The organism is Acinetobacter sp. YT-02 (genome assembly GCF_002412355.1).
Taxonomy (GTDB): domain Bacteria; phylum Pseudomonadota; class Gammaproteobacteria; order Pseudomonadales; family Moraxellaceae; genus Acinetobacter; species Acinetobacter towneri.
This window is the reverse complement of sequence record NZ_NOZT01000045.1, coordinates 20,748-32,209: the sequence shown is the minus strand read 5'-3', so window position 1 is coordinate 32,209 and position 11,462 is coordinate 20,748. Positions and strand designations below refer to the sequence as shown.

The following is an 11,462-nucleotide window of genomic DNA, read 5'->3' as shown; positions in this document are numbered from 1 at the left end:
AAACAATTGTTCCAAAAATTAGGCTTAGTGCCTGAACGTGCCAAGCCAACCGTTTCGGAATTGTCGGTAGATGCAATGGCTGTGGCTTAAGCAGATCTTGAAAAAGACTCAGATATTTAATGTCAGTAAATTAAAGAAGAATCATGTGATATGGCAAAAGATTTTCACAGTGCAACTGTGGTTGCAGGCTATGACAGTCATATTCGGAAACTCATTCCCGGATATGAATTGGTACATCAACACATCAATGCAATTTTAAGTAGTCATTTGCCCGAAATAGCACAAGTTTTAGTGGTGGGGTGTGGCACAGGCTATGAGTTGCAGTATTTACTGCAGCAACATCCACAGTGGCAATTTACGGCCATCGACCCATCTTTAAGCATGTTACAGCAGGCAGAAAAAAACATTCAGTCTGTGGCAGGGCATGAGCGAGTACGTTTTATACAGGCAGATACCCACCAATTTGCCCAACAAGCGCAGGTTGAAAATTTGCAGTTTGATGCGGCATTGGCGATTTTGGTGGCGCATTTTGTGCCAGTCGCAGAAAAAACATTATTTTTTCAAGATATTTACCAAACATTAAAACCTACAGCGATTTTATTAAGCTATGATCTGATGCAGCAGACTGAAAATATAGAACTGCGCTGGATGCAGAATTTGGCACTAGAGAGTGGTTTAACCGTGCTACAGGCAGAAAAAATGATTGCACGACTGGCCGATGATTTTCATTTAATTTCTGCAGAAGCACAGAGGTCATTACTCACTCAGGTGGGTTTTAGGCAGTCTAAGGCCTATTGTCAAATTATGAATTATTATGGTTTTTTTGCGCAGAAATAGTTGATCAATAACATCATTCAATCAGCAGTATTTGTAGTAAAAGTATTCGCACAAAAAAGTTAGATCAGGGAAAGAGAGAAAATGTCAGCATATTACACTTTACTCAAACGTGAACAACATGCCGATGGTGGCTGTACTGCGTACTATCGTTGCAACATTCATGCACAAGGCGCGTGGAATCCGCATGAACAACACATGGCACCTGCAACGGGTATTTTGTGTGCAGAACTTGAGCAATTTATGCCGCGTGATGATATGCAAATTGGTCGGGTCGGTTTAGATATTTTTGGCTTAATTGCCTTTGGTGAATTTAGTATCACCACCCGTATGATTCGACCGGGTAAAACCATTGAGCTGATTGAAGCGGAAATGTGTGCTGAAGGAAAAACCTGTATTGTGGCGCGTGCATGGAAAATGAAAACCTCAGATACACGCGCAATTGCAGGATTGGAAGATTTACCGATAGAAAACCCTGAATATTTGCCCGATTGGGATGGCATGCGTTGTTGGCCGGGCGGCTATATTCAAAGCATTGAAACCCGTGCGCATTTAGATCGTCGTGCAGGTAAGGGCATCGTTTGGTTAAGAAACCAATTGGATATGGTTGAAAATCAAAGCACATCTAGTTTTGTGCGTTTATTGGGGATGGTGGATACCGCCAATGGCGTAGTGCCACGTTTAGACCCGAATGCGGGTTGGGGTTTTCCAAATTTAGATTTGCAAATGCATTTACACCGTTTACCGCAAGGCGAATGGCTAGGCTTGGAAGTAACACAACAATATGGTGAAGATGGTATTGGCTTAACGAGTGCAGTTTTGCATGATACTCAAGGGCCATTTGGACGTAGTGAGCAGATTTTAACTTTGCGTCAATTCTAAATCTATTCGATATCAAACAAAAAACATCAGGACGAATTGCTTCGTCCTTTTTTTATTGGCATGCTGTGTGCAGATTATTTCATCTTATTTTATCTGAAAATATTATGCGAATTAGTTTGATTGGTGCAGGGCGCGTTGCACATCATTTGGCTCATGTTTTAAACGCACAGCATCAAATTGTGCAAATTTATAGCCGTAGTCTGGACAAGGCGCAGCATTTGGCTGCGCAGGTTGGCGCAGAAGCGATTGCTGAAGTAGAAAAACTTCATTCAGATCTAGATTTAGTGATTATTGCAGTGAGTGATCAGGGCATTGCACAGGTGATTCAGGAAGTTCATCGTGATTTAAATCATGTGTTGATTGTGCATACCTCAGGCAGTACTAAATTAGATGTATTGCAACAGCATCATGTACGTTCAGGGGTATTTTATCCCTTGCAAACCTTTAGTTTAGAGCGTGAAATTGATTGGTCAGAAACGCCTTTATTTATAGAAGCTGCATTTGCTGAAGATCAGCAGCTTTTAATGACTTTGGCAAATAGCCTAAGCAAAAGGGTTTATGCCTATACTTCAGCACAGCGTTTGAGTTTGCATTTGGCTGCGGTATTTGCCTGTAATTTTAGTAATTATTGTTATGACATGGCCAAGCAAGTGGTCGATGCTCAGAAAGTAGATTTCAGTCTGCTGTATCCTCTTATTTTGGAAACTGCGCATAAAGCGACCCAGAATGATCCGCGTCAAATGCAAACAGGGCCTGCTATGCGGGGTGATCACAATATTTTAAAAATGCATCAGGACTTATTGGTAGCAGGGCAGCAACATGCACTTGCCGAAGTTTATGCGCTAATGAGCCAACAGATTTTAACGCGGCATCAATCTTAGTCATTTGATACGATAACACGAGTTCAAATAAAAAATGCTTCCTTGTGGAAGCATTTTTTCTAGCAGAAATTAGTTAATTTTCTTGAAGATAAAATCATTAATCTTATGACCTGCTTCAATTCCGCGGCGTTCAAACTTGGTTTGTGGACGCCATTCAGGGCGAGGGTAGCTATTGCCTTTGCCCGCCAAGTTTTCTAAACGTGGACGGTTGTCTAATACATCTAGCATCCATTCTGCATATGGTTCCCAGTCGGTTGCTGCATGGAACGTACCGCCTAACACTAATTTTTGCTCTACCAACTCCATGCGTTCATGAGCAACAAAACGGCGTTTGAAGTGACGTTTTTTCTGCCATGGGTCTGGGAAATATAACTGTACCGTATCAATGCTATTGTCTGGCATTTCACGTAGCACTTGAATTGCATCGGCATCTAAGACACGTAAGTTGCTTAAACCTGCTGTACCTGCTTCATAAACGCACTGTGCAATCCCTGGAATATGGACTTCAATCCCGACAAAGTTACGTTCAGGATTGGCCTGCGCCATAAGTACCAAAGAACGCCCCATCCCAAAACCAATTTCTACTGTAAGCGGGCGTTCAGGGTGTTCAAAATGTTGACGTAAATCGCCAACAGGATATTCCAAAATTAAGTCGCCGTATTGTTCCAAGGCGCTACGTTGTGACGTATTCAATGGTGAAGAACGGCGCATGAACGTTACAATTTCACGATGCTCGTTGAGGTTGTCCAGCTCGACAACGTGCTGGTCTAATTGATCGTTCGACATAATTTTGGCAAATCTAATAAATTCGAATGCGGTATTTTAAGTCCTGAGCCATTGAAGTCAAATTTTTTCGCTCTTTTTCGCAGCGCCGTGCAAGATTGCGATACATCTGCATCTTTTGAGCATAAAAAATGCCGAATCATTAAGATTCAGCATTTAACATCATCAACGGTATTTTAATACAGTAATTACGAATGGGCACTGTATTGATCAATTAAGGTATGACTGGCTTCATTCAATCCAATAATATGCACTTTAATCTGTTGCGCTTTAAATTTGTTCACCACGCTATTCAGCATATTTACAGAGGTAATATCCCAAATATGTGCATGCGTTAAGTCGATGGTGACATTGCTAATATCTTCTGAAAAATCAAAAAACTGATAAAACTTTTCTGAACTGCTAAAGAAAATTTGCCCTGAAATCACATATTGGCGGGTATGCTCGCCTAATAAAAATGAGCTGACTTTAACTTCACTTTCCAGTTTATTCACCAAAAATAAAGCAGAAAGCAGTACGCCAACAAAAACACCCAAAGCAAGGTTATGGGTAGCTAACACCACAATCACCACAGCTAACATGACTATATTGCTTTGTTTCGGATGCTTTTTAAAATTACGGATGGAATCCCAGTTAAAAGTCGTGAATGACACCATAATCATAATCGCAACCAAGGCTGCTATAGGAATATATGCCAACCAATCTTTGAGAAAAACCACCAAGCACAGCAAAAATACGCCTGCTGTAAGTGTAGATAGCCGTGTACGCGCCCCAGAACTGACGTTGATAATAGATTGCCCAATCATGGCACAGCCTGCCATACCGCCCATAAAGCCACTCACAATATTGGCATAACCCTGACCACGACATTCCTGATGCCGATCTGCTTCTGTGCCTGTGGCTTCATTGACAATCGTAGTGGTCATCATGGTTTCGAGTAAACCGACTGTGGCTAAGGTCATGGCATAAGGAAAAATAATAAATAAAGTTTCAAAATTCAGTGGAATGTCAGGCACTAGAAAAATAGGCAGCGTGTCGGGAAATTGTCCCAAATCGCTTACGGTACGCATATCTGCACCAAGTAATAAAGCAACTACACTCAGCACAATAATGCAGACCAAAGGCGAGGGAATGCTTTTACCAATTTTAGGAATGTATGGAAACAGATAGACTACCGCTAAACCTAATCCTACAAATAAATAGCCTAAGCCATCCATTTTCGATAATTCAGGCAGTTGCGCCACAAAAATTAAAATCGCCAAGGCATTTACAAAGCCATAAACTACCGATTGCGAAACAAAACGCATCAGTTTGGCAACTTTAAAATAGCCTGCTATAACCTGAATCAGCCCTGTGAGTACTGTTGCAGCCAATAAATATTGCAAACCATGTTCTTTGACGAGGGTAATCATCAGTAATGCCATAGCGCCTGTCGCGGCAGAAATCATGGCAGTACGCCCACCAAAAAAAGCAATCGTGACCGCAATACAGAACGATGCATATAAGCCGACTTGCGGATCGACGCCTGCTATAGCCGAAAAGGCAATTGATTCAGGAATTAATGCCAAACCTACCACTAAACCTGCCAAAACATCGGTGCGGATATTGGAAAACCATTCTTCTTTTTTCAGGCTAATCACAATCTCAATTTCATGAAACTTTAAAGGGCTGTATGTTAAAACATCTAGAGATAAAAAAGCAGGCAAAACAGACTTGAAAAAGCCTGTCTTTTGCAGGATAGTCAAAGCGTAAGGGCTTTTTAAGACATTTTCGCTTTTTTGCAATTTATAGGTTCAATCACTTGCAAGTTTGTGACAAGCGATTTACAACAGAGATAGTTATATAACAAGGATCAAATATGAAGCTTTATTATTCACCTGGCGCATGCTCTTTGGCAGCACATATTATTTTAAATGAAGTGAATGTCGATTTTGATATTGAGCGTGTAGATTTAAAAACCCATAAAACAGAAAAGGGTGCCGATTATTATGAAATTAACCCTAAAGGTTATGTACCTGCTTTAGAAATTAACCCAGGTTTAATTTTGACGGAAAACGTAGCGCTATTGCCATTTTTAGCGCAGCAAGACCCTAAACAGGATTTAATTCCGCCATCTGGTTTAGGTCGTGCTAAAGTTTTGGAATGGTTGGGTTATTTAAACTCTGAATTACATGACGCTTACGCAGTATTTTTTGGCGCGCCTTTAGATGCAGAAGCCAAAGAAAAAGCCTATGCAGAAATTGATCGTTTGTTGACTTATATTGATCAAGCGATTGCATCATCAGACCATGAATATTTGGTGGATGATAACTTTGGTCCAGCCGATGCGTATTTGTTTGTTATCACTAATTGGTCAAACTATATTGAGCATGATTTAACTCCGTATAGCCATGTGGTTGAAATCCGTAATAAAGTTGCTGCGCGTCAGTCGGTACAAATTGCTATGCGTGATGAAGGCTTGATTCCTTAATCGGTTTTTATTTGCCCAAATCGCATAATAAAAAAAGACGTTGAGTTAACACTTAACGTCTTTTTATTTGTGCTGTCGGACTTGGAAAAGACCCTAATGATTATTTAAAGAAATAACCCGTTTCAGGTGAGCTGGCATTCGCCATACGCTTACGTGGCATACGTCCTGCCAAATAAGCTTCACGTCCTGCTTCTACTGCTTTACGCATCGCAGATGCCATTAGCACTGGGTTTTGTGCTGCTGCAATTGCAGTATTCATCAGCACACCATCGCAACCTAATTCCATTGCAATCGCAGCATCACTGGCAGTACCCACACCTGCATCTACCAATACAGGTACTTTGGCATTTTCTTTAATAATTGAAATGGTATGCGGGTTAAGAATACCTAAGCCCGAACCAATTAAACTACCTAATGGCATAATTGCCACGCAGCCCATACTTTCCAATTCTTGTGCCACAATCGGGTCATCTGAAGTATAGACCATGATCTCAAAACCATCGTCAATTAGCGTGCGTGCAGCTTTTAAAGTTTCGGTGATATTTGGGTAAAGGGTTTTTTCATCGCCCAAAACTTCCAGTTTGACAAGGTTGTGACCATCTAGCAATTCACGCGCCAGCATGCAGGTGCGCACGGCACTGTTGGCATCAAAACATCCTGCTGTATTTGGCAAAATGGTGTATTTTTCTGGTGGAATCACGGAAAGTAAGTTTGGCTGATCTGGATGTTGCCCAATGTTTACACGACGAATGGCAACCGTGACAATTTCTGCGCCACTGGCTTGAATCGCCAAATCTGTTTCGGTTAAATCTTTATATTTGCCCGTACCCACCAATAAACGTGAATTAAAGGTACGTGAACCGATTTTAAAGGTATCTTGCATGGGTGCTCCGAGTTTAGCCGCCACCAACGGCATGAATAATTTCAATGCGGTCTTGATCGCAAATAGGGGTTTCGGCAAGTTTACTTTTGGCAATAATTTTTTCGTTTTGCTCCACAGCAAAACGTTTGCCTTCTAAATCTAATGCCTGAATCAGTTGTAACAGGGTCGTGTGAGAGGTCTGTTGTGCTTCGCCATTCAGATAAATTTGCATGACCGAGAATCCATCTTCAAAATTACAAAATACAATTGAGCTTTATTTGGCATATTTCATGGCTTGCCATGCTAAGGTCAGCCAACCAGCAATCATGAGCGCACCACCAATTGGGGTAATCATGCCCAAACCGCGTACAATGTCCAATGCCATGATATACAGTGAACCGCAGAAAAATAAAATACCCAGTTGAATCAGAATAAAACTGGCTTTAATAGGAAGTTGTGGAATTACTTTGGCCAATATGCCCAATGCTAAAAGTCCAAGGGCATGATAGAAAAAATAATCTGTTGCAGTTTGCCACCAAAGCAATTGCGCTTCAGTTGCACGGGCCTTTAAGCCATGTGCACCAAATGCACCGAGCATGACTGCTATAGCTAAATTCAGGGCAGAAATTGCAATCCACATACGCAAATTGACCTATTTAATTTTGCGCTTAACCTTAGCACATTTTTAGGGGCGGGAAAATCTGAGATTTGCCTGCCTGTATGTAGCTGTACCAATTAAAGACAATAAAAAAGGGCAGTTTGCCCAATTTTATTTTTCGATGTGTCTGCATCAATTTGGAGAATGTCAGTTTAGTTTGATGACATCGCCACTTTAATTTTTTCCATGGCATTTTTTTCGAGCTGACGAATACGTTCTGCCGAAACATTATATTCTGCTGCCAATTCATGCAGGGTCGATTTATCATCATCTAACCAGCGACGCTGCAAAATGTTACGTGAACGATCATCCAACTGCTCCATGGCTTCATGTAGGGCAGAAGTGCTTTGTTCTTCGTAGTCTTCGTTTTCGACCAAACGTGCAGGGTCGTAACGGTTATCTTCCAAATACAATGCAGGTGCAACATAAGTTGAACCTTCATCGTCATCATCGCCCTGTGCTTCAAAAGCTGCGTCATAAGCGGTTAAACGACCTTCCATTTCCAAGACTTGTTCTGCAGTTACATTTAAGTCATTGGCAATAGATTGTGCTTCTTCAAGCGTCAGTTTTTTGCTAGATTTTTTGAGGCTACGCAAATTAAAGAACAATTTACGCTGCGCCTTGGTGGTGGCAATTTTAACAATACGCCAGTTACGAATCACATATTCGTGAATTTCAGCTTTAATCCAGTGCACGGCAAATGACACCAAACGCACGCCCATATTCGGGTCAAAGCGTTTCACGGCTTTCATTAAGCCCAAGTTGCCTTCCTGAATTAAATCGCCCTGCGGTAAACCATAGCCCGCATAACTTCGTGCAATATGCACCACAAAACGTAAATGCGACATGACCAACATTTTGGCCGCGTCTAAATCTTGATCGTAATAATAACGCTCGGCTAACTCTTTTTCTTGTTCAGCCGTTAAAATAGGAATTTGGTTAACAGTACTAATATAAGCCCCGAGGTTTACCCCTGGTGCAGATAATGACAGGGGCATCAACTGATTGCTGCTGTCACTCATGAGATCTCCTTATAGGATTAGGTAGGTAAAATAACCGATGTCTTTATCTTAATGCCAATATTCTACTTAAAATAAGTAAAATTGGTGTAGATATGTAAATCTTTATAGCAATAAGCGGCGAATATTAAGTCATTAAAACAAATGAACAATCAAACAGATACGCTTATTACGATGCTTTTGGCTTGGCAACATCAATCACATAATGAAACTCTGTTGCCGAAATCTGACTTGCTTCACAGCTATATTGATGTAACTGACAATAACGCGCCACATCTTGCTGGCTATGCGGATCAGATGACTTCAATAAAAACCGTGCAGAATCTGATTGTTTAAGGGCACGTTTTAGCATCAATAAAGGCATAGGACAAGGTTGTCCCATGGCATCAATCACTATGATAGGTTGTTCAGCATCACACAGCATTGAAGTAAAAATTCGCCTTAAAAAACAGAATGATCATACTAGCAAATTCGCTCACAAATCCCAAATAAATTTCATCTGAAGCATCGGGGCTATTCATTGCGCGGCTTACTGCGCATAAGGGCAAGAGAATTGGCTTATTTTGTGAGATATTTGCAATAAAATTTATAGATCAAAATTGTGCTAAGTCACTTAACAGAAATAAAAATTTTCCATTTGTTCAAATCGTTTCAAACTGAACAAGATAAATCAAAAAAAATCTATTAATTGTCATAAACCCGTGTTAAGCTCGATGCGTATTTAGGATTTTAGATAGACAATCGTTGTTTGTCGCCCTATTACAAATGGATGTAACCGGGATTTTGTTAATAGTTATACAGAATGATTACAAGCTTAGAAATAAAAATATTTTTAAACTTTGTTTGCTCTGCTGTTTGCAACACCGGGTGGTCCTTCTTTTTAATCAATGAGGATTAACTTATGACAGCTCGTGAACAAGGCGTAGTTAAATGGTTCAACGACACTAAAGGCTTTGGCTTTATCCAACGCAATGGCGGCGACGATGTATTCGTTCACTTCCGTGCGATCCAAGGTGACGGCCACCGTTCACTTCGTGACGGCCAACGTGTTGAATTCAGCGTAGTAAAAGGCCAAAAAGGCTTCCAAGCTGAAGAAGTACAGCCATTAGACTAATCACTCGATTATTCTAAAAAAACGCTCCAATCCTGATTGGGGCGTTTTTTATTTGTATTTCTGTTTATAATAGGTCAGTTTTTTGTCTGTATAAGTTCGAGCACATATTTATGTCATCTGGTTTTGAAACCTTAAATTTACATCCGCAATTGAAACAGGCTATTGATGCTTTGGGTTTCAAGGAAATTACGCCAATTCAGCAAAAGGTTTTAAAATTTACTTTGGCTGGACATGATGCCATTGGTCGTGCGCAAACAGGTACAGGAAAAACTGCTGCCTTTTTAATTAGTGTGATCAACGATTTATTGAATAACCCAATTCAAGGACAGCGTTATCGTGGTGAACCACGTGCATTGGTTTTAGCGCCTACGCGTGAATTGGCTTTGCAAATCGAAAGTGATGCAAAAGACTTAACCAAATTTACCGACTTAAATGTGGTGACTTTGTTGGGTGGTGTAGATTTTGATAAGCAAAAGTCACAACTCAATAAAAACTTTGTCGATATTATTGTTGCGACACCAGGGCGCTTGATTGATTTTGTAGAACAAAAAGAAGTTTGGCTAGATCAGATTGAGTTTTTAGTGATTGATGAAGCAGACCGCTTGCTGGATATGGGCTTTATTCCATCGGTAAAACGTATTGTGCGTTATTCACCGCGTAAGGAACAGCGTCAGACGTTAATGTTCTCGGCAACTTTTAGTTATGATGTGTTGAACTTGGCTCAACAGTGGTTATTTGAACCTGTTACAGTCGAAATTGAACCTGAAAAGAAAACCAATGCCGATGTTGAGCAACGGGTATATATGGTTGCCAAAACCGATAAATACAAATTGCTTGAAGAAATTTTACGTGATGAGCCGATTGAAAAAGTCATGATTTTTGCCAATCGGCGTGATCAGGTGCGTAAGCTTTATGATCATTTAAAGCGTGATGGCTATAAAGTGGTGATGTTGTCAGGTGAAATTGCCCAAGACAAACGCTTAAAAATGCTGGATCAGTTTAAAAATGGCAAACATAACATCATGATTGCAACAGACGTTGCAGGGCGTGGTATTCATGTCGATGGTGTTTCGCATGTGGTGAATTTCACTTTGCCTGAACAGTCAGATGATTATGTGCACCGTATTGGTCGTACAGGTCGTGCAGGTACACGTGGTGTGAGTATTAGCTTCTTGTCGGAAGATGATGCGTTCTATTTACCAGAAATTGAAAAAGCCATTGGTCAAAAATTGCCATTAACACGTTTAGATGGTTATTGCTAATTACTCATTTAAGCTATTTTTTAGTTTAAATCCTGCTGTTCTTAGTTTAAAAGTCGCTCTCAGTGGAGCGACTTTTTTGTATTTGCTTCTTATGTCGTGCTGTAATAATTTACTTTGCCTGACATCTAAAGGTCAGCACAGTTTGATAATCATCATCACGGGCAATATCAGTATTACGTCCCGCAATTGTACCTAAAACAGTTGCTGCCGCCTGAATCATTTGTCCCGTTTGCTCATCGACTACACCTTTGAGTGCGCCGTTATAAGATGTTTTTTCATCAACCAAGACTGGAGCGGCACGAGTACCACAGGTTTTATTGGCAGCTGTAATTGCATTATTTTTGGCAATAATATTACTTTTACCTAAACCTGTGACTTCATATAGGTTGTTTTCTTTTTGAATGGCAAGAGAATTATTTGGCGTGGTGGCACATGCGGTTAAAAGTGCAAAAACGGCAAGGCTAGAAAAGGCGACTATTTTTTTCATATCTACCTCGGGGCTAAACGCTGTAGCGCGTATTGTTTGTTGATGATATTTCAATTCAAATGTGTAGAGATTGAAAATAACAATTTGATCTAGTTGAACATAATCTGGATGGTTTTAGATGTAGACACTGTATAGGCTGTGTTGATAATTCGTCATTCATTTATACACATCAAACCCAATCCATAATGTATTTTCATGCTCTTAAACTAT

At 40.4% G+C, this 11,462-nt stretch carries 14 protein-coding genes; 6 read left to right on the top strand and 8 right to left on the bottom strand.

Annotated elements, in window-relative coordinates; genetic code table 11:
* The first annotated feature begins 150 nt into the window (after positions 1-150).
* The 3 genes from CF596_RS11540 to CF596_RS11530 all read left to right on the top strand — a co-directional run bounded on the left by CF596_RS11540 (position 151) and on the right by CF596_RS11530 (position 2,597).
* Positions 151-837 (top strand): class I SAM-dependent methyltransferase, encoded by a 687-nt coding sequence (locus tag CF596_RS11540; RefSeq protein ID WP_096902538.1) that lies wholly within the window; start codon positions 151-153, stop codon positions 835-837.
* An 81-nt stretch (positions 838-918) separates the two neighbouring features.
* Complete coding sequence (locus CF596_RS11535; RefSeq protein ID WP_096902537.1) at positions 919-1,716, top strand: thioesterase family protein; 798 nt, start codon at positions 919-921, stop codon at positions 1,714-1,716.
* 104 nt (positions 1,717-1,820) lie between these two features.
* Positions 1,821-2,597, top strand: a complete 777-nt coding sequence (locus CF596_RS11530; protein WP_096902536.1) for a Rossmann-like and DUF2520 domain-containing protein — start codon at positions 1,821-1,823, stop codon at positions 2,595-2,597.
* A gap of 69 nt (positions 2,598-2,666) precedes the next feature.
* Here CF596_RS11530 and trmB read toward each other — a convergent pair whose 3' ends face one another.
* Together trmB and CF596_RS11520 are read right to left on the bottom strand one after the other, a co-directional pair.
* The gene (gene trmB / locus CF596_RS11525; RefSeq protein WP_004971514.1) at positions 2,667-3,383 is read right to left on the bottom strand and encodes a tRNA (guanosine(46)-N7)-methyltransferase TrmB; all 717 of its coding nucleotides are present in this window, start codon (positions 3,381-3,383) and stop codon (positions 2,667-2,669) included.
* Between the two features lie 185 nt (positions 3,384-3,568).
* On the bottom strand, positions 3,569-5,020 hold the full coding sequence (locus CF596_RS11520; protein WP_096902541.1) for a SulP family inorganic anion transporter: 1,452 nt from the start codon (positions 5,018-5,020) through the stop codon (positions 3,569-3,571).
* 218 nt (positions 5,021-5,238) lie between these two features.
* Between CF596_RS11520 and CF596_RS11515 the strand changes: the two genes are divergently transcribed.
* Positions 5,239-5,850: a glutathione binding-like protein gene (locus tag CF596_RS11515; RefSeq protein ID WP_096902535.1), complete on the top strand. Its 612-nt coding sequence runs from the start codon at positions 5,239-5,241 to the stop codon at positions 5,848-5,850.
* Between the two features lie 100 nt (positions 5,851-5,950).
* Here CF596_RS11515 and CF596_RS11510 read toward each other — a convergent pair whose 3' ends face one another.
* The 5 genes from CF596_RS11510 to CF596_RS11490 all read right to left on the bottom strand — a co-directional run bounded on the left by CF596_RS11510 (position 5,951) and on the right by CF596_RS11490 (position 8,813).
* Positions 5,951-6,733, bottom strand: a complete 783-nt coding sequence (locus CF596_RS11510; protein WP_004971502.1) for a thiazole synthase — start codon at positions 6,731-6,733, stop codon at positions 5,951-5,953.
* Between the two features lie 13 nt (positions 6,734-6,746).
* On the bottom strand, positions 6,747-6,944 hold the full coding sequence (gene thiS, locus CF596_RS11505; protein ID WP_070156019.1) for a sulfur carrier protein ThiS: 198 nt from the start codon (positions 6,942-6,944) through the stop codon (positions 6,747-6,749).
* A gap of 42 nt (positions 6,945-6,986) precedes the next feature.
* Positions 6,987-7,352, bottom strand: a complete 366-nt coding sequence (locus CF596_RS11500; RefSeq protein ID WP_096902534.1) for a DUF423 domain-containing protein — start codon at positions 7,350-7,352, stop codon at positions 6,987-6,989.
* A 170-nt stretch (positions 7,353-7,522) separates the two neighbouring features.
* Positions 7,523-8,392: an RNA polymerase sigma factor RpoH gene (gene rpoH / locus CF596_RS11495; protein WP_004971496.1), complete on the bottom strand. Its 870-nt coding sequence runs from the start codon at positions 8,390-8,392 to the stop codon at positions 7,523-7,525.
* Positions 8,393-8,558: 166 nt separating this feature from the next.
* Complete coding sequence (locus tag CF596_RS11490; RefSeq protein WP_096902533.1) at positions 8,559-8,813, bottom strand: sulfurtransferase TusA family protein; 255 nt, start codon at positions 8,811-8,813, stop codon at positions 8,559-8,561.
* A gap of 477 nt (positions 8,814-9,290) precedes the next feature.
* On the opposite strand from CF596_RS11490, the gene CF596_RS11485 reads away from it, so the two are divergent.
* Together CF596_RS11485 and rhlB are read left to right on the top strand one after the other, a co-directional pair.
* A complete protein-coding gene (locus CF596_RS11485) occupies positions 9,291-9,503 on the top strand; it encodes a cold-shock protein (protein WP_004648643.1) in 213 nt (70 codons plus the stop codon).
* 110 nt (positions 9,504-9,613) lie between these two features.
* On the top strand, positions 9,614-10,765 hold the full coding sequence (gene rhlB / locus CF596_RS11480; RefSeq protein ID WP_096902532.1) for an ATP-dependent RNA helicase RhlB: 1,152 nt from the start codon (positions 9,614-9,616) through the stop codon (positions 10,763-10,765).
* 109 nt (positions 10,766-10,874) lie between these two features.
* Here the strand turns inward: rhlB and CF596_RS11475 are convergent, their stop codons facing one another.
* Complete coding sequence (locus tag CF596_RS11475; RefSeq protein WP_004971490.1) at positions 10,875-11,252, bottom strand: hypothetical protein; 378 nt, start codon at positions 11,250-11,252, stop codon at positions 10,875-10,877.
* Positions 11,253-11,462: the final 210 nt, after the last annotated feature.

Excerpts from the sequence above, each read along its gene's own strand:
- CF596_RS11540 (WP_096902538.1), top strand. The coding sequence starts at position 151 with ATGGCAAAAGATTTTCACAGTGCAACTGTGGTTGCAGGCTATGACAGT.
- CF596_RS11535 (WP_096902537.1), top strand. The coding sequence starts at position 919 with ATGTCAGCATATTACACTTTACTCAAACGTGAACAACATGCCGATGGT.
- CF596_RS11530 (WP_096902536.1), top strand. The coding sequence starts at position 1,821 with ATGCGAATTAGTTTGATTGGTGCAGGGCGCGTTGCACATCATTTGGCT.
- trmB (WP_004971514.1), bottom strand. The coding sequence starts at position 3,383 with ATGTCGAACGATCAATTAGACCAGCACGTTGTCGAGCTGGACAACCTC.
- CF596_RS11515 (WP_096902535.1), top strand. The coding sequence starts at position 5,239 with ATGAAGCTTTATTATTCACCTGGCGCATGCTCTTTGGCAGCACATATT.
- CF596_RS11510 (WP_004971502.1), bottom strand. The coding sequence starts at position 6,733 with ATGCAAGATACCTTTAAAATCGGTTCACGTACCTTTAATTCACGTTTA.
- thiS (WP_070156019.1), bottom strand. The coding sequence starts at position 6,944 with ATGCAAATTTATCTGAATGGCGAAGCACAACAGACCTCTCACACGACC.
- CF596_RS11500 (WP_096902534.1), bottom strand. The coding sequence starts at position 7,352 with ATGTGGATTGCAATTTCTGCCCTGAATTTAGCTATAGCAGTCATGCTC.
- rpoH (WP_004971496.1), bottom strand. The coding sequence starts at position 8,392 with ATGAGTGACAGCAGCAATCAGTTGATGCCCCTGTCATTATCTGCACCA.
- CF596_RS11490 (WP_096902533.1), bottom strand. The coding sequence starts at position 8,813 with ATGCTGTGTGATGCTGAACAACCTATCATAGTGATTGATGCCATGGGA.
- CF596_RS11485 (WP_004648643.1), top strand. The coding sequence starts at position 9,291 with ATGACAGCTCGTGAACAAGGCGTAGTTAAATGGTTCAACGACACTAAA.
- rhlB (WP_096902532.1), top strand. The coding sequence starts at position 9,614 with ATGTCATCTGGTTTTGAAACCTTAAATTTACATCCGCAATTGAAACAG.
- CF596_RS11475 (WP_004971490.1), bottom strand. The coding sequence starts at position 11,252 with ATGAAAAAAATAGTCGCCTTTTCTAGCCTTGCCGTTTTTGCACTTTTA.